The organism is Bradyrhizobium sp. CCBAU 51765 (assembly GCF_015291725.1).
GTDB classification, from domain to species: domain Bacteria; phylum Pseudomonadota; class Alphaproteobacteria; order Rhizobiales; family Xanthobacteraceae; genus Bradyrhizobium; species Bradyrhizobium liaoningense.
This window is the reverse complement of sequence record NZ_CP030038.1, coordinates 6,381,693-6,405,971: the sequence shown is the minus strand read 5'-3', so window position 1 is coordinate 6,405,971 and position 24,279 is coordinate 6,381,693. Positions and strand designations below refer to the sequence as shown.

Here is a 24,279-nt window from a genome sequence, read left to right as displayed (position 1 = left end):
GGCTTTGTCCCGGTCATCCACGTCTTGCCGCGAAGAAAGACGTGGATGCCTGCGACAAGCGCGGGCATGCCGTGGAGAGATCGGCCCGACGTCGTTACAGTGCGAGCATGCCCCTCCAATCGGCCCGCAGGGCAAAATCGGAACCAGTGCAACCGGAACGTTTGGCTCGACCGCTGGCGCTCCTCCAATGGTACGACCGCCACCGTCGCCGCCTGCCTTGGCGCGCGGCTCCCGGTGAGACGTCGGATCCCTATCGCGTCTGGCTGTCGGAGATCATGCTCCAGCAGACCACGGTGAAGGCGGTCGGCCCCTATTTCGAGAAATTCGTCGCGCGCTGGCCGGATGTCGCGGCGTTGGGGCGGGCTTCCCTGGACGACGTGCTGCGGATGTGGGCGGGGCTCGGCTATTACTCGCGCGCGCGAAACCTCCATGCTTGCGCGGTCGCGGTGACGCGCGAGCATGACGGCGTGTTTCCCGATACGGAGGAGGGCTTGCGCGCGCTGCCGGGGATCGGGCCCTACACGGCGGCGGCGATCGCCGCGATCGCCTTCGACCGCCGCACCATGCCGGTCGACGGCAACATCGAGCGGGTGGTGTCGCGCCTGTTCGCGGTCGAGGAGGAGCTGCCGCAGGCCAAGCCGCTGATCCAGCAGCTGGCCGCGACGCTGCTTGCCGACACCCGCGCCGGCGACAGCGCACAGGCCTTGATGGATCTGGGGGCCTCGATCTGCACGCCGAAGAAGCCGGCCTGCTCGCTGTGTCCGCTGAACGAGGATTGCACGGCGCGCGCGCGGGGCACGCAGGAGAGTTTTCCGCGCAAGGCGCCGAAGAAGAGTGGGGCACTGCGGCGTGGCGCAGCGTTCGTGGTCACACGCGGCGGCGAGTTGCTCGTCCGGTCGAGGCCCGACAAGGGCCTGCTCGGCGGCATGACGGAAGTGCCGGGCTCGGACTGGCTCGCCGGACAGGAGGATGCGGCGGCGAAGCAGCAGGCGCCGGAGCTGAAGGGGCTGTCGCGCTGGCAGCGCAAGGTGGGTGTCGTCACCCATGTCTTCACGCATTTTCCGCTGGAGCTGGTGGTCTACACCGCGAAGGTGGACGCCCGCACCCGCGCGCCTCAGGGCATGCGCTGGGTGCCGATCGCAACGCTCGCGGACGAGGCGCTGCCCAACGTCATGCGCAAGGTGATCGCGCACGCGCTGGATTAAGCGCTCAGGCGGCATGCGCGGCGCGTTCGTCCGTCGCCGTCATCAGGAAGGTGCGATTGCGGCCGTTTTTCTTGGCGACATAGAGGCCCTGGTCTGCGCGCTCGATCACGTCCTGCACGTCGCGGTCGCTTTCGTCGAACAGCGCAAGACCGACGGAGACGGTGAGGGGAATGACGGTGTCGCCATAGCGCACCGTCGCGCTTTCGATCGAGGTCCGGATCCGATCGGCGAGCAGCACGGCGGTCTCCTCATCAATCTCGCGCAGCAACACGACGAACTCCTCGCCGCCGAAACGGGCGGCCTTGTCGGTGGTCCGGATCGACTGGCTGACGATCTCGGCGACGCGTTTGATGGCGTCGTCGCCCGCAGCGTGGCCATGGGTGTCATTGATCTTCTTGAAATGATCGATGTCGATCATCAGCGTTGCCATGTTGCGCTTGTAGCGGCGGCAGAACGCGACCGCGTCGTCGGCAACGGCGAGGAAGGAGCGGCGGTTCATCAGACCGGTCATGAAATCGGTGTCGGCGAGCTGGCGCAGCTTCAGCATGTCCTCCTGAAGCTGCACCGCGTTCTCGGTCGCGCGGAGCTCGGCCTCCTTGGTACGCTCTTCGGCAAGGCCGATGCGGCGCAGAAGCGAACGCAGCGCGCGCGAGAGCTGGACCACCTCGGCGGATCCGCTCTGGCGCGCCAGCATGGTCGGGCCGTGGATGCGTCCGATGCGGTCGGCTTCCTGCGTGATGGCGATGATGGGGGCCGCGATCCGGCGCGAGACCAGCACGGCCAGCGATAGCGCGATCAGGGCGGTGACCGCACCGATCGCCAGGATCGTCTGCGCCGATGAGATCGCGGCGGCGAGCGCGACGCCCGCTGGCTGGCTGGCGGTCACGATCCAGTTCAGCCCCTGATAGTCGCGATAGCCGCGGCCGACATGAAATGCGGTCAGAATCTGCCGTCCGTCCGCCGTTTCCCGGAGGGTGCCGTCGCCGACCTTCAGAATGCCGGCGAGTTCGTCGCCCGCATAGCGGGTGGTCTCCTGCTGCGGGCCGACCAGAACGACACCAGCCTTGCTCAGGATCGAGAGCCTTGTGTCGGTATGGCCGCCATTGGCTTCGACGTCCTTGATCAGATTGCTGGCCCAGGTCCAGTCCAAATGCCCGCCCAGCACGCCGAGCAGCTTGCCGGAGGCGTCGTGGACGGGGACGGCGATGTCGACGAAGCGATAGGGCTCGTTGTTGGCACGCTGTGTCAGCAGCGAGGCCAGCAGCATGGCTTCGTGGACGTCGCCGACGGCTATTCTATCGAGACCTTGCTTGAACCAGGGACGTGTAGCCACGGACTTGCCTTGCAACAGGCCGCCGGTCGAGGCAACGACGTTGCCTTCGACGTCGGCAAATCCGATCCAGGCGAAGTCGAAGGAGCGCTGCAGCGCCTCGAGCGCGCTGCGCAATTCATCAGGATTGCCCTGCCACAGCCGTTGCATCGGCTGGAGTTCGGCGAACAGCTTCATCTCCTGCTGACGGGTCGCCATGAATCGATCGAGCCGGGCGGAGGTGTTGGATGCAATTCCAGCGACATTGCTCTCGATCAGTGCGGCCGTGTGCCGGTAGCTGATGAGGGCCGCGCCGGCGGCGAGCGTGCCGACCAGCACGATGGACATTGCTGCGACGGCCGCAGCGATCTGCGTCCTGACGGTCAATCGATCTTCGATCGCGTGCAGGCGGCTGGCGGCCTGCTGCAAGAGGGCTTGCATGGAGAGGGCTCCGGTGTCACCGTCGCTTGTCCCATGTGGTAACTTTCAACCGCTGACTGTCCAGCCGGGCATTCGGATCGTATTGAACAGGCCGTAAAGCCGGTTGGTTGAAATGGCCTTAATTTGAGTGGACGGCCGCGCCGTTGCTGACACCAGGCTGTCAGCAACTCCCTGCTAGCTGGACGGGCAACGGAGGTGCCGCATGGTCAAGACCGCGCTCGACAATTTCCGAAGGCCACCCTGTGCCGAGCTGCTGGGATGGCGTCTGCTCGATGCCCGACCGCAGGAGGGCTGGATCAAGCTCGGTTTCGAAGGCAAGCCGGAGTTCTGCAACCCCGCGGGCTTCATTCAGGGCGGCATGCTCTCGGCCATGCTCGATGACACGATGGGCCCGGCCGTGCTGATGATGAGCGAGGGCCGGCTCTACACCACCACGATCAGCATGACCGTGAACTTTCTGGCCCCGGCCAGGCCCGGTCCGATCGTCGGTGAAGCCAAGGTGACGCAGCTCGGCAAGACCATCGCCTTCGTCGAAGCCAAGCTGATGGCGGAGGACGGCACGCTGTTGGCGACGGCCAGCGCGAGCGAGCGGCTGCTGGAGGCGGCGAGGGTGGTGGGCAAATAGTTTAGCGTTGCGCACTGCTCTTCCTTCTCCCCTTGTGGGCGAAGGTGGCGCGAAGCGCCGGATGAGGGGTTCTCTCCGCGCACCAGCGGAGCTGCCCTCTCCCACAAGGGGCGAGGGCGCATTCATGCGCATCTCGCCTTGAGCGAGCGCCTCACGCACTCGCCCGCGCGTTCTTGCTCACGATCGGCGGCTTCGCATTCAGCGCGTCGACCTGAAATCCCGCGACGCGCTTGTAGTTCGCGGCGATGCCTTCCAGCTCCTGCTGGGACAAGACGTCGGTGACGACCTCAAAGCCGTCGGGCGCGCGCTCCTCGACGAGCTGCATCACCTGCTCGGGGCCGTTCTTGCGGTTGAGCAGGACGAGGTCGGTGGTCGCGGGCCTCCGCTCGGCCTCATAGGCGAGCAGGGCGGCGCTCGTCGGGCCATGGGCGAGAATCTCGCGGGTGATGACGCGGGCATCGAGGATCGCCTGCGAGGCGCCGTTCGAGCCGATCGGGTACATCGGATGCGCGGCATCGCCCATCAGCGTGACGCGGCCGAAGGTCCACTGCGACACCGGATCACGGTCGACCAGCGGATATTCATAGGCGTGCGGGCAGTTCTTGATCAGCCCGGGCACGTCGAGCCAGTCGAATGTCCAGCTTTCGAACCAGGGCAAAAACTCTTCCAGCCGCGCGGTGCGGTTATAGTCCTCGCGCCGCCACTGATAGGTCGGGGGCATGTGCCGCTCGGCGACCCAGTTGATCTGATAGTTGCCTGCCGCATCCGGCGCCTTGCTGATCGGATAGCAGACGAATTTCAGGATCTCGTGCCCCGCCATGATCATGGTGCGGCCGCTGAGGAAAGCCTTCGCGGGCGTCACGCCGCGCCAGAGGATGCGGCCGTTCCAGATCGGCGGGCCTTCGCCCGGATAGAGCTTTTCGCGCACGGCGGAATGGATGCCGTCGGCGGCGATCAGAATCGCGCCGTCGTAGGTCCCGGCGGCTTTGCCGGTCGCCTTGTCGATGAATTCGGCGCGCACGCCGTCCGCCGTCTCGGTCCAGCCGGTCAGATGGTGGCTGGTGAGGATGTTCTCGCGGCCGAGCCGCTCGATCGCGGCGTCGAGCAGGAGCTGCTGCAGCGTGCCGCGGTGGATCGAGAATTGCGGCCATTTGTACCCGGCTTCCAGTCCGCGCGGCTCGCTCCAGATCGGCTTGCCGTGCTTGGAGAAATAGGCGAGCTCGCGCGTCCGCACGCCGCTGGCGTCCAACTTGTCCATCAAGCCGAGCTCGATCAGCTCGCGCACCGCATGCGGCAGCACGTTGATGCCGACGCCGAGCGGCTTCAGCTCCGCGACGCTCTCGAACACTTTTGCGGGAACGCCGATTCCGTGCAGGCTGAGCGCAAGTGTCAACCCGCCGATGCCGCCACCGGCGATGAGTACCGTCATGAGAAACCCCTCCCTATCGCAGGCGTCTTGGCACAGCCGGATGGCGGTGGGCAACTGCGAAGAGGATGTTGTGCTATGGACGTCGGGCCCGACAGTCGTTAATTTTCGGCTTTCCCATGAGGTCCGACATGCTCAAGCTCTACTACGCCACCGGCACCTGCGCGCTCGCCACCTACATCACCCTGGAAGAAGCCGGTGCCGACTACTCGGCCGAACGGCTGAGCTTCAAGGACAACCAGCAGACCAGCCCGGACTATCTCGCGATCAACCCGAAGGGCCGGGTGCCGGCGCTGGTCACCGACCGCGGCGTCCTGACCGAGACGCCGGCGATGCTGGCCTACATCGCGCAAGTGTTCCCCAAGGCGAAGCTCGCGCCGCTCGACGATCCCTTCGACTTCGCCGAGGTGCAGTCGTTCAACTCCTATCTCTGCTCGACCGTGCACATCAACCACGCCCACAAGATGCGCGGCGCGCGCTGGGCGACGCAGGAGAGCTCGTTCGCCGACATGAAGGCAATGGTCCCGAAGACCATGGCCGCCTGCTTCAAGCTGATCGAGCAGAAGATGTTTCGGGGACCTTGGGTCATGGGCGAGCAGTTCACGATCTGCGATCCCTATCTCTACACGCTCTCGACCTGGCTCGAAGGCGACAGCGTCGACATCAATGCGACGCCGAAGATCGCCAATCACTTCAAGCGCATGTCCGACCGCCCCGCGGTGAGCAAGGTGATGGCGGCGCAGAAGGCGTAAGGGCTCTTGTCGGGTGGGCAAAGGCGCAAAGCGCCGTGCCCACCGTCTTTCTCGGACGGCGAGAGGTGGTGGGCACGCTCCGCTTTGCCCACCCTACGAGAGCTTGCGCTTGGCTTGCTCCAATTCCCGCCCGGTCTCCAGCATCAGCCTTCGCAGCCAGATCGAGCCGGGGTCCATCTGCGCGCGGGTCGGAGGGAACATGAACTGTTCGTCGATCCCGGGATCGAGCGGCGGCGTTACCGTGACGAGGCCGAGCTGTTTCGACAGCGCCGCGATCAGCCGGCGCGGCACGAAGGCGACGAGGTCGGTGCGGGCGGCGACGTGCAGCGCCTCGAGATAGCCTGACACCACCAGCGCAATGTGCCGCTCGATGCCCTTGGCTCGCAGCCAGGGGTCGATCAGGTCCTCGGCACCGCCGCGGATGATCACGCCGACATGGCGCGCAGCCAGGAACGTCTCGCGCCGCTTCAGCTTCGCGCCGATCGGATGGCCGCGCCGCACCGCCAATGCGTCGCTGTCGGTATAGAGCAGCTGGCGGTGAAAACCCTTGAAGGCGTTTCCGATCGAGATCACGAGATCGATGGTGCGGGCGAATTCGGCATGGAAGATCGCCGATCCCCGCCACGGCACGACGTCGATGCGGACGTTGGGCGCGGCCTGCGTCACCTTCTCCATGAAGCGCGGCATCAACAGCTCGACCGCGAGATCCGGCATCATCAGGCGGAATTGCCGCTCGCTCCGCGCGGCGTCGAAATCGTCGGGCACGAACAGCCCGCGCACCTGATCCAGCGCCTGCGCCAGCGGGGCGCGCAGCGCCAGGGCCCGTGGCGTCAGCTCCATCCGCGCGCCGGTGCGTACCAGCAGCGGATCGCCAAAAATGTCGCGCAGGCGCTGGAGCGCATGGCTCGCCGCCGGCTGCGACAGCCCGAGCCGCAGCGCGGCGCGGCTGACATTGGCCTCGCGCAGCAGCGCATCGAGCGCGGTCAGCAGATTGAGGTCAAGCGAATTCAAATTCATAAGGTGAATTTATATCATATTCACTATCGATTTGAAGAATGCCGTCCGGCCGGTGATGATCTTCGCGATGTCACACCACGGAGATGCCGCCATGAGCGCTGCCGCCAACAAGAAACTGATGCAGGATATCTTTGCCGCCGCCGCCAATCCCGATCCGGCCGTGCGCGACCGAGCCTTGTTCACCGCCAGTCTTGCCGACGACGCCAAATGGGTCGTGACCGGGCAATATTCCTGGTCCCGCACCTTTTCAGGCAAGGAGGCGATCCTCAACGACCTGCACGGCTATGTGCGGACGCGCCTGCGCGACCGGACGCGAACAATCGCTCACCGCTTCATCGCCGACGGGGACATCGTCGTCGTGGAAGCCAAGGGCGACAACGTCACGCCCGAAGGCGTGCGCTACGACAACGACTATTGCCTGGTGTTTCGCCTCGCGGACGGCAAGATCAAGGAGATCCGCGAATACTGCGACTCGATCCTGACCGAGAGCGCGCTCGGTCCGTTTCCACAAACGGTCGCGAGAGCCGCGGGCTAGCGGTTTGAGCACCATCTGGTCTGCCGGCTGGCGCCCTTCGTTCCGGTCTGTGAGGGGCATCCGGTTCTGGCGAAAGCTGTCGGAGATCATCCGGCTCCGGCGAGAGCGCACGCGGATACATGGCCAGCTCGCCGCCATGAGCGAGCGGGAACTTCTCGATTGCGGAATGACGCGGTCGGAGATCGAGTACGAGCTGAGAAAACCTGTCCGGCGGAAATAGAGGCGGAGTGGCCTCTATTTCCTTCCGATCCCGGCGGAACCTTCGGTTTCCGCCGGCGTTCCCTCCGCTCGGGAGCGATCGCGCCCCGGCAACCTGCTTTTCCGGGAATTTCATGCTGGCTGGGGCTTCGCACGTTTCAACACAGGTGGGCTGCAGCTTCTCCGGACTCCGCGAACGACTGAGAGAAGCGACCTCGGCTGCGCACCGCGCGCTCGACACCCAGCTTTCCGCATTCGATCTCGGCGGGCTGGCCGGCTATCGCCGCTTTCTTCAGGCCAGCGCCGGAGCTCTTCTTCCGCTCGAAGTCGCGCTCGTCGAGGCGGGCGTGGAGCGCATGTTTCCGGACTGGCCCGAACGGTCGCGCAGCGCTGCGATTGCGGTTGATCTCGGACGCCTCGGCACGAGCGCTGCGTCGACAGTGTCGGTGCCGCGGCTGACGCGTAGCGGGGTGCTGGGCACGATGTATGTGCTGGAGGGCTCGCGGCTTGGCGCGAAGTTCCTGCTGAAGGCAGTCGCGGACGCGGGCGATCCGCGCATCAGTGAAGCCACCACCTATCTCCGCCATGGCGCGGGCAAGCGGCTCTGGCAGAGCTTTCTGGTGAAGCTCGCGAGCGAAGAGCCGGGTGACGAGAACGAGATCATCGATTTCGCTCGCATTGCTTTCGACGCATTCGAGCGGGCGGCGGACCGGGCATGAACGAGGCGGTCAATCTCACCAATTGTGACCGCGAGCCGATTCACATTCCCGGCAGCGTGCAGCCGTTTGGCTTCCTGCTGGCTGTGCTGTCGGATCTCACGATCTGCATGGCATCGAACAACGCAGGGAGCTTCCTTGGGACGGATGTTGCCGACCTGCTCCAGCAACCGCTGTCGAACGTCGTCTCTGCGACGGCGGTCGAAACGATCCGCGGACACGTTGACCATCTCGGTGGCCCGGACGCGACCGAACGCCTGTTCGGCGTGGAGCTGCAGCCAGGCAAGCCGCCCTTCGATCTTTCGATTCATCTTTCCGGCGTCTATCTGATCATCGAGGCGGAGCCGAGCGCGCACGAGCCCGGCGTCAATTCGGGCGAACTCGTGCGCTTGATGCTCGAGAGGATCCGCAAGACGCGCGGCATGGCTGATCTGGCGCGGGAGGCGGCGCGCCAGCTCAAGGTGCTGACCGGATTCGACCGGGTCATGGTCTATCAGTTTCATCCGGACGGATCGGGCGAGGTGGTCGCCGAGACCGCGGAGGCGGGGCTCGAATCCTTCCTTGGCCTGCGTTATCCCGCATCGGACATTCCAAGGCAGGCGCGGGCCCTCTACCAGCGCAACTGGCTGCGCATCATCGCCGACGTCAATGCCGAGCCGGCCGCGCTGGTGTCGACGGCTACGCACAACGCAGGGCTGCTCGATCTTTCGATGAGCGTGCTGCGTTCGGTCTCGCCGATCCACGTCGAATATCTGCGCAACATGGGCGTTGCCGCCTCCATGTCGGTGTCGATCCTGCGCGACGGCAAGCTGTGGGGTCTGTTTGCCTGCCATCATTATTCGCCGCGGTATATTTCGTTCGACAAGCGTACGGCCTCCGAGCTGTTCGGTCAGATGTTCTCCTGGATCGTGGAAGGCCGCGAACGCGAGGGCGACGTCGCCTACGAGGCCCGCGCTCATCAGGTCCAGGAGCGGTTGATCGAGATGGCGGCTTCCCACGGGCACAGCCGCCGCGCGATCGTCGATTTCCTCAGTGACTACCGCAAGATGATCGAGTGCGACGGCGTCGCGGTCTGGTCCGACAACAAGATCGCGCTCGAGGGCGAGACGCCGACCGAAGACGAGGTGAAGGATCTCGTCGCCTTCATCAACCGGACTTCGCCGGGGCGGATTTTCGCGAGCGCCGAGATCGCCAAGGTCTATGCCGCCGGCCAGGCCTTCCGTGACCGCGCGGCGGGCTTTCTCGCCATCCCGATCTCGCGCACTCCGCGCGATTGCCTGATCTTCTTCCGGCGCGAGGTCCTGCAGGCCGTGAAATGGGCCGGGGATCCCAACAAGGTCTACGACGAAGGTCCGCACGGGCCGCGCCTGACGCCGCGCAAGAGCTTCGAGCTCTGGCAGGAGACGGTGGCGGGGCAGTCGAAGCCGTGGTCGGCGGCCGACATCCGCATCGCCGAGAGCCTGCGCGTCACGCTGCTAGAAGTGATCCTGCAACTGTCCGACCTCGCCGCACGCGAGCGCCGCGGGGCGCAGGAGCGGCAGGAATTGATGATCGCCGAGCTCAATCACCGCGTCCGCAACATCCTGAGCCTCGTGCGCGCCCTGGTGGCGCAGAGCAAGGACACTGCGACCAGCGTCGAGGAGTTCGCTGGCGTGCTCGGCGGCCGCATCCAGGCTCTGGCACGCGCCCACGATCAGATCACAAACCTGAACTGGGCCCCGGTCGCGCTCCGCACCTTGGTCGAGTCCGAGGCCGGCGCCTATCTCGGCGCGCGCGCGGGACGGGTGAAGATGGGCGGTCCGGACGTCGCGCTGGATCCCAAGGCGTTCGCCACGCTGGCTCTGGTCGTGCACGAGATGATGACCAATTCCGCCAAGTATGGCGCACTTGCCGATTCCACCGGCAGTGTCGAGGTGGTCTGGCGCCTCGATCCGTCCTCCAGTCTCGTCATCGAATGGAAGGAGAGCGGCGGTCCGCCGGTGCAGCCGCCGTCGCGGCGCGGCTTCGGCACGACGATCATCGAGCGATCGGTGCCGTTCGACCTCAAGGGCGATGCCGAGATCCGCTTCGACCTCCTGGGCGTGCAGGCGAAGTTCGTGATTCCCCCCAATTTCGTCGAATTGGTCCCGTCCATCGCAGGAGCCGCCATGCGCGTCGAAGAGCAGCAGTCCGCCCGACCCAGGATTTCCGACACGGCATTGATCGTCGAGGACAATCTGATCATCGCCATGGCGGCGGAGGTCATCCTGCTCGATCTCGGCGCCCGCCACGTCGACACTGCGGCAACCGTCGACCAGGCGCTACGCTCGATCGAGCGCACACGGCCGAGCTTTGCCTTGCTCGATCTCAACCTCGGCAGCGAGAGCAGCATCAAGGTGGCACAGAAGCTGAAGGAGATCGGGGTGCCCTTCATCTTCGCGACCGGCTATGGCGAGCGCGCGCCGATCCCCGAGCAACTGGCGTCGGCGCCGGTGGTCCAGAAGCCCTACACGCTGGAAGTGGTCGAGCATGCACTCGACAAATTGCAGAAGGCCGGCGCCTCGTGAGCGTTCGCATGCAGCGCTCCGCATGACGCTGCGCATTCGCGCGCGAACTTTGCATAGCTGCCGACAAAAACAGCAGATTTCGTGCCGGCCGACCTCAATCGCGCGAAAGATTTGAAGGTTCAATTAACGAGTGTCCCCCATTGTGTCGCGGTGCAGCGCGAGTCGCAAAGACGCGATACGCGGCTGCCGGGGTGGCCGGCGACGATCGCCGGAATTGCTCGGCCGCTCGAAGTGAAATGCATCTGGGTGGACAGTGGGAATGCCGAAATTTCGTTTGCGGATCAGGGGGCGCCTGTACGCAGGCTTCATGGCCCTGGTGGCGGTCGGTCTCGTGATGGCGGTGGTTGCCGTCTGGAATTTGCAGGACGTGCAGGGTCAGGTCGCAAGACAATCCGCCCTCTCGGACAGCACGGCGCGGGTGCTGGAAATCTCGACCAACCTTCAGGCGATCCAGCGGGCCAATCTTCGCTACGTTTACGACGCCAACGAAGCCGCGATGAAGGAAGCGGCGGAGCGGGAGACCGCGGCGACCGAGCTGCTGCGGATCGGCGCGAAGGGGACGGCCTCCGAGGAGCGGCGAGCGCTCTACAACGGCCTCATCGACGACATCGCCAAGATGCGACGCCTGCGTGACAATCTCGGCGACGCCGTCAACGAGGCGAGAACGGGCAAGGCGACGCTGCTGCCGAGCGGGGAGGATCTGGCCGTCAAGACGGGCAAGCTCGTCGACGTGGCGCGCGCCGCCGTCGACGAAGATACCGCGGCCCTCGTCGCCGATCTCGAATCGCGAATCCTGCTCGTGAGGATCGCAAACTGGCGGTTTCTGGCCCTTCGCGATACGCAGGGCCCTGCGACCTTCAGGGCGAGCGTCGACAGGGCAGCGCAACGGCTCGCGGCACTCGAAAAGAGCCCGCAGGCGACGGAGTTGCGAGCCACGCTGGCGCCGGTGAAGGCCTCGCTCGGAATCTACAAGTCGGCGTTCGAGACGACCTCCGCAGCGATGCTTCAGGCCGACGAGATTTACCACAAGAATCTCGCGCCCCTCATCGTCGACAGCATCGGTAGGCTCAAGGTCGTGGAAACGACCCTGAAGAAGGACTACCAGGACTCGCGCAACAATGCCGAAGCTGTGATCGCCGGCACGACGACCGTTCAGGAGGTCGCCGGCGGCCTCGCCATTTTGTTCGGCGGCATCGTCGCCTTCCTGATCGCCCGCAGCATCGTCGGTCCCCTGACCTCGATGACAGGCGCGATGGGACGGCTGGCCGGCGGCAATCTCGAGGTCGAGATTCCCGGCCGCGGCAGGGCCGACGAGATCGGCGACATGGCCAAGGCGATCCAGGTGTTCAAGGACAACATGATCGAGACCGAGCGCATGCGCTCCGAGCAGGCCGAGCTCGAGGCGCGGCAGGCCGAGAACCGCAAGAAAGATATGGTCAGGCTCGCCGATCAGTTCGAGCAGGCGGTCGGCGAGATCGTCAACACGGTGTCGTCGGCGTCAAACGAGCTCGAAGCCTCCGCAGGCACGTTGACCACGACCGCCGCGCGGGCCCAGGACCTCTCGACGGAGGTCGCCAGCGCCTCGCAGGAGGCCTCGGCCAATGTGCAGGCGGTCGCTTCGGCGACCGAGGAGCTCTCCTCCTCGGTATCCGAGATTGCCCGCCAGGTGCAGGAATCTGCCCGGATCGCCACCGAGGCCGTCGGTCAGGCGAGCAGGACCAACGAGCGTGTCGGCGCGCTCTCCAAGGCCGCCGCGCGCATCGGTGACGTCGTCGAGCTGATCAGCACCATCGCCGGCCAGACCAACCTCTTGGCGCTGAACGCCACGATCGAGGCGGCGCGTGCCGGCGAAGCCGGCCGCGGCTTTGCGGTGGTGGCTTCCGAGGTCAAGGCGCTCGCCGAGCAGACCGCCAAGGCCACCGGCGAGATTGCCCAGCAGATCTCCGGCATCCAGGCCGCCACGGAAGAATCCGTCGGCTCGATCAAGGAGATCAGCGGCACCATCGAGCGGCTGTCGGAAATTTCGTCGACGGTCGCCGCCGCCGTGGAGCAGCAGGGCGCTGCGACGCAGGAGATCTCGCGCAACGTCCAGCAGGCGGCCCACGGCACCCAGCTGGTGTCGTCCAACATCGGCGACGTGCAGCGCGGCGCCTCGGAGACTGGCTCCGCTTCCTCGCAGGTGTTGTCGGCGGCACGCTCGCTCTCGGCCGACAGCAACCGCCTCAAGCTCGAAGTGGCCAAGTTCCTGAGCTCGGTCCACGCCGCGTGAAGTCAAGGCCTAGAGGCCACGCGCATGCGCGTGGCCTCTAACGTTGAAGGTGACGTGATCAAGCCACTTTGGTCGTCATGTGCTTGAACATGTTGGCGCGCGCCTCGTCGTCCATCTCGGCCTTGAAGGTGAACTTGTCCTTCAGCGCGATGGCGCGTGCCGCCGCCGGGCGGGCCGAGATCTCGTCCACGAGTCGCTTCACGTTCGGGTATCGCGCAAAGGCGTCGTCGCCGAGCTTGAACGGCACCATCCGCGCCCAGCCCCACAACGCCATGTCGACGATCGAATAGTCGTTGCCGACCATGTAGCGGCGGTCTTTCAAGTGATCGTCGAGAATCCTGTAGTGGCGATCGGTCTCGTACTGGTAACGGTTGTGGGCGTAGTCGTGGTTCTGGTCCTTCGGCGCGAAATGCTTGAAGTGGACGGCCTGACCCGAATAGGGCCCGACGCCGGTCGCCACGAACATCAGCCAGGACAGCAATTCGGCGCGGTTCGAGGGCAGAAACTTGCCGGTCTTCTCGGCGAGATAGAGCAGGATGGCGTTCGAGTCGAACACGATCGTGCCATTGTCGTCGATCGCCGGCACCTTGCCGTTCGGATTGATCTTCAGAAATTCGGGCGCGAACTGCTCGCCCTTGCGGGTGTCGATCTTGACCGGCTCGAAGGCCAGTCCGGACTCCTCCAGAAACAGCGCAACCTTGGTCGGGTTCGGCGATCCGTTGAAATAGAATTTGAGCATCGAGCATCTCCTCGGTGTCTGTTGCGCGCGCGGACGCGGCGTGGTTAGGCGGACCTTGTCTTGCCTGAACCCGTTGCGGGAGAGCAACCGGCGAGTTTGCCGGGCGGTGTCTGCGCGGTGCGCAGGTCAAGCGGCGTAACAAAGGCCGATTGTCGCCGTAACGACCATGGCCGCGCCCACGGCCTCCAGCCGCAGCCCGAGCCGCGCGGCCAGATGCATGTCGGAAGCCCGCGCCGCGCGCTCCGGCCCGCGCGCGTAGCCGTGGACGATGACGTCGTGGTTGAAATTGTCGTGCGCCTCGTTGGAGCTGGCGAGCCCGACGCAAATCACGAGCATGCCGAACAGCGCGAGCCCGAAAAATCCCAACAGCGCGATCAGGAACATCGGAAACATGCCGGCCAGGAAGATCGGCAGCAGCGGCACCAGCAGCAATGTCTCGGAATGTCGTCGCATGGAGCCCAACCGGTCAGGACGGGGCTGATCGGAACAATCTAGTCCTGGCGGCGGCGGCTTTCAACTCACGCCGCTGTCATTCCGGAGCGCGCGAAGCGCGAGCCCGGGACCCATGGGGCGGCATGGGACGCGGTTGAATGGATTCCGGGCTCGCGCGCTTTGCGCGCGCCCCGGAATGACGGCGTGGGGAAACTATTCCGCCGCCATGCCGGCGCGGATCTCGGCGCGCAGCTCGTCGATCAGCTTGAGGCCCTTCTTGGTCTCGACATGCCAGAAGGTCCAGCCGTTGCAGGCCTGCGCGCCTTGCGCCACGGCGCCGATGCGGTGGATCGATCCGACCTTGTCGCCCAGCATGATGGCGCCGTCGGCACGGACCAGCGCGCCCAGCTTCTTCTTGGCGTCGAACAGTTTCGTGCCGGGCATGATCATGCCGCGCTCGATCAGCTCGGCGAACGCCACCCGCGGCGCTTCGCGCGCGGTCATGAACGGGGCGAGGCTCTCTTCCGGCAGCGGCTCGACCGCGGCGATGCGCGCCTCGGCCGCCCTGGCGTAGGTCTTGTCGCGCTCGAAGCCGATATAGGAGCGGCCGAGGCGCTTGGCGACCGCGCCGGTGGTGCCGGTGCCGTTGAAGGGATCGATCACGAGATCGCCGGGCCTGGATGACGACAGCAGCACGCGCGCGAGCAGGCCTTCCGGCTTCTGCGTCGGATGCACCTTCTTGCCGTCCGCGCCCTTGAGGCGCTCTTCGCCGGTGCAGAGCGGGATCAGCCAGTCGGACCGCGCCTGCACGTCCTCGTTGGCGGCCTTCAGCGCCTCGTAGTTGAACGTATAGCCCTTGGCCTTCTCGTCGCGCGCGGCCCAGATCATGGTCTCGTGCGCGTTGGTGAAGCGGCGGCCGCGGAAATTCGGCATCGGGTTGGTCTTGCGCCAGACGATGTCGTTCAGGAGCCAGAAGCCGAGGTCCTGCATGATCGCGCCGACGCGGAAGATGTTGTGATAGGAGCCGATCACCCAGATCGTCGCCGACGGTTTCATCGCGCGGCGGGCGGCAAGCAGCCAGGCGCGGGTGAAGTCGTCATAGGCGGAGAACGAATCGAACTTGTCCCAGTCGTCGTTGACGGCATCGACATGGGATTCGTCGGGGCGCTTGAGATCGCCCTTGAGCTGGAGATTGTAGGGCGGGTCGGCGAACACCAGGTCGACCGAACCAGCTTGAAGCTTCGACATCTCGGCGACGCAATCGCCGAGAATGATGCGATGCGAAGGAGACTCGAAATTTGTGCGGGGCGCCCTTGCAGACGCCCCGCGACGCGACTCTACCATGACTCAAGAACTCTGACTCAGGCGACGCTGTCGGCGACGCGGGACCAAACAACCGACTGGCCGTTACATTGAAGGGGCAAAGTAAAAAACGACTTAACCCGCCGCTTTCGTGAGCAGCCCTCGCCTTGCCGGTTGTGCGAACGTTGTTGTGCGCATTCGCCGTGTTTTGCAGTGTATTTCGCGTTTGCTCGGCTCGCTGCAACAATCATGGCCGCAAGAAGGCCGCAAATTTCTCTCGGAAAAAATTGCTCGACCCTCGGAAAAAATTGCTCGCATCGACATGCTGTCGCACTAGGCAATTTTTGCCGGCCACGATATTGATAAAGGCAACGGAAATTTTACCTGTGTGGCGCGTTGAGCTTCTCGCGTACTTGTGCGCCGTCGAAACTGAATCAGGGACCCCCGAGGGAAAGCCGCCATGCGTTACGATGACTTCCGCCGCAGCGACGACATCGAGGATCGTCGCGACGAAGGTGGTGGCTTTGGCGGCGGCGGCGGAGGCGGGTTCGGCCTGCCGATCGGCGGCGGCGGGCTCGGCATCGGTACCATCATTATCCTCGGCCTGGTCGGCTACGCCTTTGGCATCGATCCACGCATCCTGATCGGCGGCGCCGAGATTCTGACCGGCGGCGGCCATGCGCCGACCTACCAGACCGATCGCCAGGCGTCCTCGGGCAAGCGCGGCGCGCCGACCGACGAGATGGGCAGCATGATCTCCGGCATTCTCGGCGAGATCGATGATCGCTGGAGCGAGATCTTCCAGGCCAGCGGCCAGTCCTACACCGGTCCGAAGATCGTGCTGTTCCGCAACGCCACCAACGGCGGCCGCTGCGGCATGGCGCAGTCGGCGATGGGGCCGTTCTATTGTCCGCCCGACCGGACCATCTTCCTCGACACCGCCTTCTTCCGCGAGGTCGAGACGCGCTTTCGCGGCTGCTCCGGCAAGTCGGCGTGCAATTTCACGACGGCCTACATCATCGCGCATGAAGCCGGCCATCACATCCAGAACCTGCTCGGCATCATTCCGCGCGTAACGCGGCTGCAGCAGCAGGTCGGCTCGAAGGCCGAGGCGAATGCGCTGCAGGTGAAGGTGGAGTTGCAGGCCGACTGCCTGTCCGGCGTCTGGGTCAACCGCGAGGCGAAGAAGCGTCCGAACTTCCTGGAGCCCGGCGACATCGAGGCTGCGCTGACCACGGCGAGCGCGATCGGCGACGATACGCTGCAGCGCAAGTCCACGGGCCGCGTCGTGCCGGATTCCTTCACCCACGGCTCGGCGGCGCAACGCAAGCAATGGTTCATGACCGGCTACCAGCAGGGCACGGTCCAGGCCTGCAACACGTTCGGCGCGGGGGCGTTGTAAGGAAGGCTCGTGCCCCGGACGCAGCGCAGCGCTTCTTCAGCGGTGCGCTGCAGAGCCGGGGCCCACAATGCCGGTCTCACAAATCTCTCAAGTGGGTCCAGGCTCTGCGGCGCGGCGCTGATGCGCCGCACCTCGTCCGGGACACGAAAGACGCAACATGGCCTCCATCGACGAAACGAAGCAGTTCATCCCGCTCAACATCGCGGTGCTCACCGTGTCCGACACGCGTGCGCTTGCGGATGACAAGTCCGGCCAGACGTTGGTCGATCGCCTCACCGCGGCGGGTCATCATCTCGCCGCGCGCGAGATCGTCACCGACGATGTCGAGGCGATCCGCGCCGTCATCCGCCGCTGGATTGCAGATGGCGGCGTCGACGTCGTCATCACCACCGGCGGCACCGGCTTTACGGGACGCGACGTCACGCCGGAGGCGATCGAGCCGTTGTTCGAGAAGCGCATGGACGGTTTCTCGATCGCATTCCACATGCTGAGCCACGCCAAGATCGGCGCATCGACGATCCAGAGCCGCGCCACCGCGGGCGTCGCCGGCGCGACCTACATCTTCTGTCTCCCTGGCTCGCCGGGGGCCTGCCGCGATGGCTGGGACGGCATCCTCGCAGCCCAGCTCGACTACCGCACGCGCCCCTGCAATTTCGTCGAGATCATGCCGCGGCTGGACGAGCACCTGCGCCGGCCGAAGGCGCAAGGCGCGACGGTGTAGGCGCGCGCCGTTTCGTCCCTTCTCCCTCATGTCCGCCGAGGCCTTGGCGAAGGCGGATGTGGGAGAAGGTAGCATAGGCGGCCTTCTGCCGCCGTTCTTAAGAACGCCGAAGCGGAGCTTCGGCTATGGCGCCGGATGAGGGGTATCTATCGACACGGCGCGCGCGGAGAGATACCCCTCACCCAGGCGAGCCCGTGTCTGCCGGTTGACATGCCCTCTCCCACAAGGGGCGAGGGCCCATTTATGCGCACCTCGCTCGCTGCAAGAGCGTTAGAGATCGCGCTCCCAGGTCTCCCCAACAAGATCCTGCCCGAAGCTGTGATGCGGCTCGGTGGCGACGAGCCTGAAGCCTGCGCTTTGATAGATGCCGCGTGCAGCCACCAGGATGCTCTGCGTCCACAGCGTCATCTTGCTGTAGCCCCGCTCGCGGGCGCCCTGGATGCATTGCTCGACCAGCGCACGGCCGACGCCGAGGCCTCGCGCTTTCTTCTCCACCTGCAACAGGCGGAGTTTTGCGATCTCGTCCGTGGCCTTGACCAGGAACACCGAGCCGACCGGCTCGCCGCCGACCTCGGCGATCCAGCAGTGCTCCCGCGCGGCGTCGTAATTCCTGATGAACTGCGCGCAGATCTCGGCGACCAGCGCCTCGTAGCTGATGTCCCAATCGTAGTCCGCGGCGTAGGCGGCAGCCTGCCGGGAGACGACCCAGCCCATGTCGCCGACGCGGTGGCTGCGCAGCATGAACGCCGCGGGCGGGCTTCGGCGTTGCTCCAGCACGGCCTCGATGGTCGCCATGGCCTGCGTGAGCCGCGTCGCATCGCCGGGCGAGAGCTGAGCCAGCATCGCGGCGACCTCGTTTTGCGAGCTCAGGTCGAGCTTGGCGAAAGCCTGCCGGCCCTTGGCGGTCAGACTGAGCTGGTATTGCCTGCGGTCCGCGGGCAGGGGCTTCCGCGTGATCAGCCCCTTCTCGTCGAAGCTCTGGACGATGCGGCTGAGATAGCCGGGATCGAGACCGAGCTCGTTTCCGATCTCTTTTGCGGCAAGGTCGTGGCGATGGGCGAGCTCGTAGAGCACCCGCGCCTCGCTGAGCGAGAACGGACTCTTGCCGAGGTGCTGGTCGAGCACACCGAGCTTGCGGGTGTAGAAGCGGTTGAAGGCGCGAACCGCTGCGACGTGGTCGTCGTCGGCCCCTTCGGCCACGGCGCTTGACGACGAAGCTTTCGACAGCATGGGATCACCTCGATATTTGCCATTGTCAATTAATTGGTTGACATTGGCAAGTATCTCGGCGCTTCAGCCGACCATGACGATCCGGCTGCGCAGCATGGTCCGGGACGACCGGCCGAGCCGCCGGAGCAGCCGCGCCTCGGAATGGCGGGCCTGGGGCGGGTAGCCGCCGATCCGGTCGTAATGATCACGCGCAATCAATAGCCCCTGATCGCCGAGCGGACCCACGAGCTTGCGCGCCACGGCCCAGGCGACGTCGCGGAATGCGGTATTTACGTAAGGCGAGCGTGCATAGCGGAACACGGCTGCGCGATCCCGGCCACTGCTGGCGACCGCCTGGATGAACTGGGTGGTTTCCTCGATCCAGCCGGTTTCCAGCACGGCGCCTGCGGGCAGGAACATCAGCCAAGGCGATCGGGCCTGGAGCGCGCCGGCGGCGAGCGCGGCGCCTTGCGAGTGTCCCTCGAAAGCGATGAAGCGGCAGCCTGCGACGTCGGCAACGCGCTCGATGACGCCATTGCGCGTGCGGTCGACCAGAAGGACCTCCCGGATGACGCCCGCGGCGGCGCCGGGGACCAGCGCGGCCAGGGTTGCGACCGCCGTCTGCTCGACACCTTCGGTCGGAATGATGACGCTCAGCATGATTGAGGCTTCAGTGTCTGCACTTCGGGAGAAGCGTAGTTTTATATGATGTTGTCATAAACCCGTAGCGTCGCCGAGTGCAACTTTCCGGCGGCGCTTCGGCATGCGATGGTAAACCGCAGCCAGTCATCGCAGCCAAATGTGTCATGTGCGGGCCTGGATATTGCCGAATGTTTCGGCACAAGGTCATCCCGGCGGTATTAGCCCGAAGTTTCATGGCAACACTTCGTTGCGCGCGGTCGGCCTCTCGCAGACGAGGACGAAGCCTGCCAGATAAGGTCGAACGGAGAATGTGCGATCCTGGTCCCGGGGGAGGCCTCACATGAACGCCGATCAACTCGCCGCTGGCATGGCGCCTGCGTCGCCGAAGCAGGAGGCTGCGCCGACCTTGCGGATCCGGGCGCTGATGCTGGGCGACCGCATCAACGCGTCGGGGCTGGAGATCGGCACGCTGGTGTCCTCGACGCCGGCCGCCTTCCGCGTCCATGGCGGTCTTGCCGTGATCTTCCGCTACGGCGTCGTCGTGCTGATCGGGCTGCTTCCGTCCGAGGAGAAGGTCCTCATCGACAACCTGAAGTCACGCGTCACCGGAGAGCTCAGCCCGTTCGAGGAGGAGATCGCGCAGGCACAGCTCTGCCACGACGAAGCCGCAGAGGCGATCCAGCCGGGCGGGCCGATCTGCCTCGCCAAATTCTCCGACGACCGGCTGTTGCTGGTTGCCGATGCGCTCGCCAAGAGCACGTCGCTGGCGCGCGACGAGCGCCGCGTCGCCGCGGTCTTCGACGTGATCGAGCCCTTTGCGCGGGAGCTCGCCGAACGCGGCCGCACGCCGCGCCGGCGCAAGGGCATTCTGCAACTGATCGGCAATGCACTGCTGGTGCAGCAGCGCGTCGCCGGCCGCGTCGCGATCGCCGAGAAGCCCGACGTGCTCTGGGAGAAGCCCGAGCTCGACCGGCTCTATTCCCGTCTCGAAGACGAGTACGAATTGAAGGAGCGTCTCGACACGCTCGAGCGCAAGCTCAGTGCGGTGTCGGAGACCGCCAACGCACTGACCGACATCATCGACACCCAGCGCTCGCTCCGCCTGGAGATTGCGGTCGTGGTGCTGATCGTGATCGAGGTCGCGATCGGCTGTTTCCAGATCCTGACCGGCACTCACTGAGGCGCGGCGGCGCGCCTGCCGTGTTGGCCGGATTGCGCCTGCCACGTGGCGATCTCGGCAAGCTCGGCTTCGGGCCGGGTCCGGATCGTCTCGCAGCGTCCGAGATAGAGCTCTCCGGCGTCGCCCTCGATCGTCATCCACTCGCCTTCGGCAAAGCCGACTTGGCCGAGCTGGGCTCGCTTTGCGACGAGATCGATCTTCAACTCGCGGCAGCCGACCACGCAGGGCTTGCCCATTTGCCGCGCCACCAGGGCCGCATGCGAGGTGCGCGCACCGACCGACGTGACGATGCCGGCAGCCAGCGCGAAGCCTGCGACGTCGGCGGTGCTGGTATCGGGGCGCAGCAGGATGACCGGCTCGCCCGCCGCCGAGAGGCGCTGGGCGCTTTCGGACGAGAACGCCGCGCGTCCGATCCCGATGCCGCCGGAGGCGGCGATGCCGGTCGTCGCGGGCTTGCTGGAGGAAACCAGCCTGGTCTCGGTGAGCGAGGCGAGGTCGATTTCCGCAATCCGCTCCAAGGCCTCGTCCTTCGAGATCAGGCCTTCATGCACGAGGTCGATCGCGATCCTGGCGGCGGCCCGCGGCGTGCGCTTGGCGGTGCGGGTCTGGAGGATCCAGAGCCGGCCATTCTCGACCGTGAACTCGACGTCCTGGACGTCGGCGAACGCGTGCTCGAGTCGCCTCAGGACATCGCCGAGTTCCGATTCGAGTTTCGGCAGCTCGCGGGCGATCGCCTCGGCCGTGTCAGGTGTGTGTCTTCCGGAAACCACGTCCTCACCCTGCGCATCGAGGACGAGGTCGATCATCGGGCGCCGCGCGCCCGTCGATGGATCGCGCGAAAATGCCACGCCCGCGCCGGAGGCAAGTCCGCCATTGCCGAAGACCATCGCCTGTACGGTCACGGCGGTACCCTCGAGCGCTTCGAGGTGCTGGAGGCTTCGATAGGTCAGCGCTCGCTCGCTCATCCAGGAGCGATAAACCGCCTGGGCCGCCGCCTCCAACTGCGCGAAGGCGTCCTCCAGCGGGGCATCGGCGCGATCCTCGACCAGCGCCTGCTCGCGGCCGGCAAGCCGCTCGAGCGCGTCGCTGTCGAGCTCACGGTCGCTGCCGGCGTCTTCCGCTCCGACGAGCTCCGAGATGCAGGCGGCAAAGGCGGCCGGGTCGAGCTCGAGCACGGTCTCGCCAAAGCTCTCCAGGAAACGGCGGCGGCAATCCCAGGCGAGCCGCGGCCGGCCGGTCGCGCGGATCAGGCCGTGCACGGCATCGACCGTGCAGCCGACGTTGAGAACGGTGTCGAGCATGCCCGGCATTGATCGCGCCGCCCCCGAGCGCACCGACACCAGGAGCGGCTGCCGGCGGTCCCCGAAGCGCTTTCCGGTGGCGCTCTCCAGGAACGAGATTCCCTCCTTCAAGCCATCGCGCAGGTGTCGCGTGGCCTGCGCTTGGCCGGCAATGATGTCGGCGCAGAGCTTGACCGGGAGCACGAAGGCAGGCGGCACCGGCAGGCCCAGCGCCGCCATGCGGGCGAGATTGGCGGCCTTGGCGCCGATCTCCTCGGCGGGCTGCAGTTCGGCAGCCTCAGCGCCGATACGAACGATATGCATGGTGGCTTCCTCAAGCTGCGAGATCGATCATGATGTGACGGCGGAGCAGATGGCCGAATGCGGCGAAGCGGTCGGTGGCGCGCTCGACGGCGCGGGCGAGCTCGATCACCGACAGCGAGGTCGCGACGTCGAAGCCGCCGCGGAAGACCAGTGCAGTGATCGCCCGTTCGCGACGGTCGGCGGCGTGTTCGGCGTCGATCAGGCGGGTCACGGCGGAGAGCGCGTCCTCGGAATCGGCGCGCCGTCCTTCCGGCACGTCGATCGCTGCCGCGACGCCGCTCGCGGCCACTTCGGTCGCGGTCTCTGCCACGGTGCAAAGCTCGGCCAGCGATTCCAGCAGGGATGGATCGGTCCTTTCCGGCATCAGCGCGGCGATGAATGCGGCCTGCTCCAGCTCGTCGACGGCTTCCTCGGCGCGATCGATCAATTGGCCGATCAGCGGGCGGGCATTGAGGCGGTCGACCTCGTTGCGGCTCTCGATCGCGATTCTGTCGGCCTTCTGCTCGATCGCGCCGCAGCGTTGCGTCAACAGCTTGCCGTCGGCGGGCTGGTTCGCGCGGAGCGCGGCAATATGGCGCGAGATCGCCGCGACGAGATCGTGGGCGAGGCCGATCTGACGCAGCACGGCTGCCAGCAGAGTGCCGTCGACGCGATCGAGGTGCCGCATCAGATCGGCTTCGATCTGGTCGCGCACCGTCCTGACCGAGCGGCCTGCAAGCAGTGCCTCGGTGGAGGCGCGCAGAGATGCCTTCAGAAAATCGATCGCAGCGTTGCGGCCGAGCGCCTGGTCGAGCCGCTCGCCGAATCCGATCCGTGTGGGGGCGGCGTTCCGGACAGCGGAGCCGAGCAGATCGTTGCCGCCGAGCTCGAGGAAGCCGCGATGGCCGATCCGCTGACGCGCAGCCCATTCGAGGATGCGTGCCGCGTCATCCTTGGCGACCCAGGTCCTGAGCAGCTTGCGCGCCTTGTTCCAGTCGATCAGGAAAACCAGTGCGGCACCGAGCGCTGCGAGGAATTCGTTGCGATCCGCGGCGTGACCGGCCTGATACTGCCCGGTGACGAGATAGAATGAGTTGTCCTCGCCGAGGCCGGCTGCGGTGTGGCGATCGAGCCCGCTCCAGGTTGCTTCGAATTCGTCGAACAGCGAGATGAAGAACTTCGCCCGCGCCAGGTGCACGTCCGTGTAGGTGACGGTGACCGCGTTCTTCTTCACCGCGATCACGACGACATGGGCGTCCGTGGTGCCGATGTCGTTCTGGATCAGCAGCCGGCCGCCGGCGCGCGTAGCCATGGTGTCGAGGCCTGGATGGTTGAACTTGAGACCCCGCGTCGCGTTCAGGCCCTTCATGAAGGCCGCGACGGCTGGCCGGTCCTCGCTGTGCAAGCCGAAGACATGGGCGCCGTCGAGCGCTTCCTCCGAGCAACTCGCCGCAAGCCTGTTGAGCTGCTTGTGCAGATCCATGACGAGGCGATGCAGGCTGTCGCTGCCTGCGTCGGCGACGCCGGTCAGGCGCGAGATGCGGGACATCTCGATCTCGCCGGTGGCATCGAGCAGGCCGGCTGTGCGGATCGCGTCGAGCCGCGCCTGCGCCCGTTCGCCGTCGCTCACCGCGCCGGCGCCGACGGCGCGGATCATGGCCGCAGCATCGTCCGCAATCTCCTGCATCAGCTTGGCAAGATCGGGGGCCGCGAGCCGGCCCTGTCCGATCAGACGGGCGCCTCCGATCAGCGCCGCGATCCCCGCGGGGGCGATGCCTGCAGTCTGACTTTCGACGGCAAGGTCATTCGCGGGTCGGTCAGGCTCCTGCGCATGCCGGGCCGCCGCCTGCAACGCGCTCATCCGCACCTTGATGCGGTCGTTGGCGGCGAGCCCTTCCGCCACCAGCGCGGGCAACAGGATGCTGCCTTGTCCGAGCTCTTCGATGATCTGGGTCTTCATGATCGGTCCGCAACCAGGATTGATGCGGTATCTGTGCCGCGAAACCACGGCGGCAGCATTGCGGCAGATC

Annotated in this window: 20 protein-coding genes; 10 read left to right on the top strand and 10 right to left on the bottom strand. The window is 65.9% G+C overall.

Annotation, left to right across the window (positions count from 1 at the left end; all coding sequences use genetic code 11):
* Positions 1-107 precede the first annotated feature (107 nt).
* Entirely contained in the window at positions 108-1,205 is a 1,098-nt protein-coding gene (gene mutY / locus XH96_RS30275; protein ID WP_194389214.1) for an A/G-specific adenine glycosylase, read from the top strand.
* A gap of 4 nt (positions 1,206-1,209) precedes the next feature.
* On the opposite strand, the gene XH96_RS30270 is transcribed toward mutY, so the two are convergent.
* On the bottom strand, positions 1,210-2,955 hold the full coding sequence (locus tag XH96_RS30270) for a sensor domain-containing diguanylate cyclase (protein ID WP_194389213.1): 1,746 nt from the start codon (positions 2,953-2,955) through the stop codon (positions 1,210-1,212).
* Between the two features lie 202 nt (positions 2,956-3,157).
* Here XH96_RS30270 and XH96_RS30265 point away from each other — a divergent pair, with 202 nt between their 5' ends.
* Positions 3,158-3,580, top strand: a complete 423-nt coding sequence (locus tag XH96_RS30265) for a PaaI family thioesterase (protein WP_194389212.1) — start codon at positions 3,158-3,160, stop codon at positions 3,578-3,580.
* Positions 3,581-3,731: 151 nt separating this feature from the next.
* On the opposite strand, the gene XH96_RS30260 is transcribed toward XH96_RS30265, so the two are convergent.
* Complete coding sequence (locus XH96_RS30260) at positions 3,732-5,009, bottom strand: flavin-dependent oxidoreductase (RefSeq protein WP_194389211.1); 1,278 nt, start codon at positions 5,007-5,009, stop codon at positions 3,732-3,734.
* A 128-nt stretch (positions 5,010-5,137) separates the two neighbouring features.
* On the opposite strand from XH96_RS30260, the gene XH96_RS30255 reads away from it, so the two are divergent.
* Complete coding sequence (locus XH96_RS30255) at positions 5,138-5,758, top strand: glutathione S-transferase family protein (protein ID WP_194389210.1); 621 nt, start codon at positions 5,138-5,140, stop codon at positions 5,756-5,758.
* A 93-nt stretch (positions 5,759-5,851) separates the two neighbouring features.
* Here XH96_RS30255 and XH96_RS30250 read toward each other — a convergent pair whose 3' ends face one another.
* A complete protein-coding gene (locus tag XH96_RS30250; protein ID WP_194389209.1) occupies positions 5,852-6,775 on the bottom strand; it encodes a LysR family transcriptional regulator in 924 nt (307 codons plus the stop codon).
* 91 nt (positions 6,776-6,866) lie between these two features.
* Here XH96_RS30250 and XH96_RS30245 point away from each other — a divergent pair, with 91 nt between their 5' ends.
* The 4 genes from XH96_RS30245 (at position 6,867) to XH96_RS30230 (ending at position 13,039) form a co-directional block, all read left to right on the top strand.
* On the top strand, positions 6,867-7,310 hold the full coding sequence (locus XH96_RS30245) for a nuclear transport factor 2 family protein (protein ID WP_194389208.1): 444 nt from the start codon (positions 6,867-6,869) through the stop codon (positions 7,308-7,310).
* Positions 7,311-7,642: 332 nt separating this feature from the next.
* Positions 7,643-8,227, top strand: coding sequence for a biliverdin-producing heme oxygenase (locus XH96_RS30240; RefSeq protein WP_194389207.1), 585 nt, complete (start codon positions 7,643-7,645; stop codon positions 8,225-8,227).
* Positions 8,224-10,770: an HWE histidine kinase domain-containing protein gene (locus tag XH96_RS30235; protein ID WP_194389206.1), complete on the top strand. Its 2,547-nt coding sequence runs from the start codon at positions 8,224-8,226 to the stop codon at positions 10,768-10,770. The genes XH96_RS30240 and XH96_RS30235 overlap by 4 nt, the downstream gene beginning before the upstream one ends.
* 259 nt (positions 10,771-11,029) lie before the next feature.
* On the top strand, positions 11,030-13,039 hold the full coding sequence (locus XH96_RS30230; protein ID WP_194389205.1) for a methyl-accepting chemotaxis protein: 2,010 nt from the start codon (positions 11,030-11,032) through the stop codon (positions 13,037-13,039).
* 58 nt (positions 13,040-13,097) lie between these two features.
* On the opposite strand, the gene XH96_RS30225 is transcribed toward XH96_RS30230, so the two are convergent.
* The 3 genes from XH96_RS30225 to XH96_RS30215 all read right to left on the bottom strand — a co-directional run bounded on the left by XH96_RS30225 (position 13,098) and on the right by XH96_RS30215 (position 15,554).
* Positions 13,098-13,778, bottom strand: coding sequence for a glutathione S-transferase family protein (locus XH96_RS30225; protein WP_194389204.1), 681 nt, complete (start codon positions 13,776-13,778; stop codon positions 13,098-13,100).
* Between the two features lie 126 nt (positions 13,779-13,904).
* Positions 13,905-14,231 carry a hypothetical protein gene (locus XH96_RS30220; RefSeq protein WP_194389203.1) on the bottom strand — a complete coding sequence of 109 codons (327 nt, stop codon included), beginning with the start codon at positions 14,229-14,231 and terminating at the stop codon, positions 13,905-13,907.
* A gap of 192 nt (positions 14,232-14,423) precedes the next feature.
* The gene (locus XH96_RS30215) at positions 14,424-15,554 is read right to left on the bottom strand and encodes a site-specific DNA-methyltransferase (RefSeq protein ID WP_194389202.1); all 1,131 of its coding nucleotides are present in this window, start codon (positions 15,552-15,554) and stop codon (positions 14,424-14,426) included.
* A 418-nt stretch (positions 15,555-15,972) separates the two neighbouring features.
* Between XH96_RS30215 and XH96_RS30210 the strand changes: the two genes are divergently transcribed.
* Positions 15,973-16,914 (top strand): neutral zinc metallopeptidase, encoded by a 942-nt coding sequence (locus XH96_RS30210; RefSeq protein WP_194389201.1) that lies wholly within the window; start codon positions 15,973-15,975, stop codon positions 16,912-16,914.
* A gap of 157 nt (positions 16,915-17,071) precedes the next feature.
* A complete protein-coding gene (gene moaB / locus XH96_RS30205; protein ID WP_194389200.1) occupies positions 17,072-17,635 on the top strand; it encodes a molybdenum cofactor biosynthesis protein B in 564 nt (187 codons plus the stop codon).
* A 270-nt stretch (positions 17,636-17,905) separates the two neighbouring features.
* Here moaB and XH96_RS30200 read toward each other — a convergent pair whose 3' ends face one another.
* Together XH96_RS30200 and XH96_RS30195 are read right to left on the bottom strand one after the other, a co-directional pair.
* Positions 17,906-18,865 (bottom strand): helix-turn-helix domain-containing GNAT family N-acetyltransferase, encoded by a 960-nt coding sequence (locus XH96_RS30200; protein WP_194389199.1) that lies wholly within the window; start codon positions 18,863-18,865, stop codon positions 17,906-17,908.
* A 63-nt stretch (positions 18,866-18,928) separates the two neighbouring features.
* On the bottom strand, positions 18,929-19,504 hold the full coding sequence (locus tag XH96_RS30195; protein WP_194389198.1) for a glycosyl transferase: 576 nt from the start codon (positions 19,502-19,504) through the stop codon (positions 18,929-18,931).
* Between the two features lie 322 nt (positions 19,505-19,826).
* Between XH96_RS30195 and XH96_RS30190 the strand changes: the two genes are divergently transcribed.
* Entirely contained in the window at positions 19,827-20,666 is an 840-nt protein-coding gene (locus XH96_RS30190; protein ID WP_246789789.1) for an RMD1 family protein, read from the top strand.
* Here XH96_RS30190 and XH96_RS30185 read toward each other — a convergent pair.
* Positions 20,660-22,270 (bottom strand): PEP/pyruvate-binding domain-containing protein, encoded by a 1,611-nt coding sequence (locus XH96_RS30185; RefSeq protein WP_194389197.1) that lies wholly within the window; start codon positions 22,268-22,270, stop codon positions 20,660-20,662. The genes XH96_RS30190 and XH96_RS30185 overlap by 7 nt on opposite strands.
* Positions 22,271-22,280: 10 nt before the next feature.
* Positions 22,281-24,209 carry a hypothetical protein gene (locus XH96_RS30180; RefSeq protein WP_194389196.1) on the bottom strand — a complete coding sequence of 643 codons (1,929 nt, stop codon included), beginning with the start codon at positions 24,207-24,209 and terminating at the stop codon, positions 22,281-22,283.
* Between the last annotated feature and the right edge of the window lie 70 nt (positions 24,210-24,279).

Bases quoted from the DNA above. Each gene is read 5' to 3' on its own strand.
- mutY (WP_194389214.1), top strand. From the start codon at position 108: ATGCCCCTCCAATCGGCCCGCAGGGCAAAATCGGAACCAGTGCAACCG.
- XH96_RS30270 (WP_194389213.1), bottom strand. From the start codon at position 2,955: ATGCAAGCCCTCTTGCAGCAGGCCGCCAGCCGCCTGCACGCGATCGAA.
- XH96_RS30265 (WP_194389212.1), top strand. From the start codon at position 3,158: ATGGTCAAGACCGCGCTCGACAATTTCCGAAGGCCACCCTGTGCCGAG.
- XH96_RS30260 (WP_194389211.1), bottom strand. From the start codon at position 5,009: ATGACGGTACTCATCGCCGGTGGCGGCATCGGCGGGTTGACACTTGCG.
- XH96_RS30255 (WP_194389210.1), top strand. From the start codon at position 5,138: ATGCTCAAGCTCTACTACGCCACCGGCACCTGCGCGCTCGCCACCTAC.
- XH96_RS30250 (WP_194389209.1), bottom strand. From the start codon at position 6,775: ATGAATTTGAATTCGCTTGACCTCAATCTGCTGACCGCGCTCGATGCG.
- XH96_RS30245 (WP_194389208.1), top strand. From the start codon at position 6,867: ATGAGCGCTGCCGCCAACAAGAAACTGATGCAGGATATCTTTGCCGCC.
- XH96_RS30240 (WP_194389207.1), top strand. From the start codon at position 7,643: ATGCTGGCTGGGGCTTCGCACGTTTCAACACAGGTGGGCTGCAGCTTC.
- XH96_RS30235 (WP_194389206.1), top strand. From the start codon at position 8,224: ATGAACGAGGCGGTCAATCTCACCAATTGTGACCGCGAGCCGATTCAC.
- XH96_RS30230 (WP_194389205.1), top strand. From the start codon at position 11,030: ATGCCGAAATTTCGTTTGCGGATCAGGGGGCGCCTGTACGCAGGCTTC.
- XH96_RS30225 (WP_194389204.1), bottom strand. From the start codon at position 13,778: ATGCTCAAATTCTATTTCAACGGATCGCCGAACCCGACCAAGGTTGCG.
- XH96_RS30220 (WP_194389203.1), bottom strand. From the start codon at position 14,231: ATGCGACGACATTCCGAGACATTGCTGCTGGTGCCGCTGCTGCCGATC.
- XH96_RS30215 (WP_194389202.1), bottom strand. From the start codon at position 15,554: ATGGTAGAGTCGCGTCGCGGGGCGTCTGCAAGGGCGCCCCGCACAAAT.
- XH96_RS30210 (WP_194389201.1), top strand. From the start codon at position 15,973: ATGCGTTACGATGACTTCCGCCGCAGCGACGACATCGAGGATCGTCGC.
- moaB (WP_194389200.1), top strand. From the start codon at position 17,072: ATGGCCTCCATCGACGAAACGAAGCAGTTCATCCCGCTCAACATCGCG.
- XH96_RS30200 (WP_194389199.1), bottom strand. From the start codon at position 18,865: ATGCTGTCGAAAGCTTCGTCGTCAAGCGCCGTGGCCGAAGGGGCCGAC.
- XH96_RS30195 (WP_194389198.1), bottom strand. From the start codon at position 19,504: ATGCTGAGCGTCATCATTCCGACCGAAGGTGTCGAGCAGACGGCGGTC.
- XH96_RS30190 (WP_246789789.1), top strand. From the start codon at position 19,827: ATGAACGCCGATCAACTCGCCGCTGGCATGGCGCCTGCGTCGCCGAAG.
- XH96_RS30185 (WP_194389197.1), bottom strand. From the start codon at position 22,270: ATGCATATCGTTCGTATCGGCGCTGAGGCTGCCGAACTGCAGCCCGCC.
- XH96_RS30180 (WP_194389196.1), bottom strand. From the start codon at position 24,209: ATGAAGACCCAGATCATCGAAGAGCTCGGACAAGGCAGCATCCTGTTG.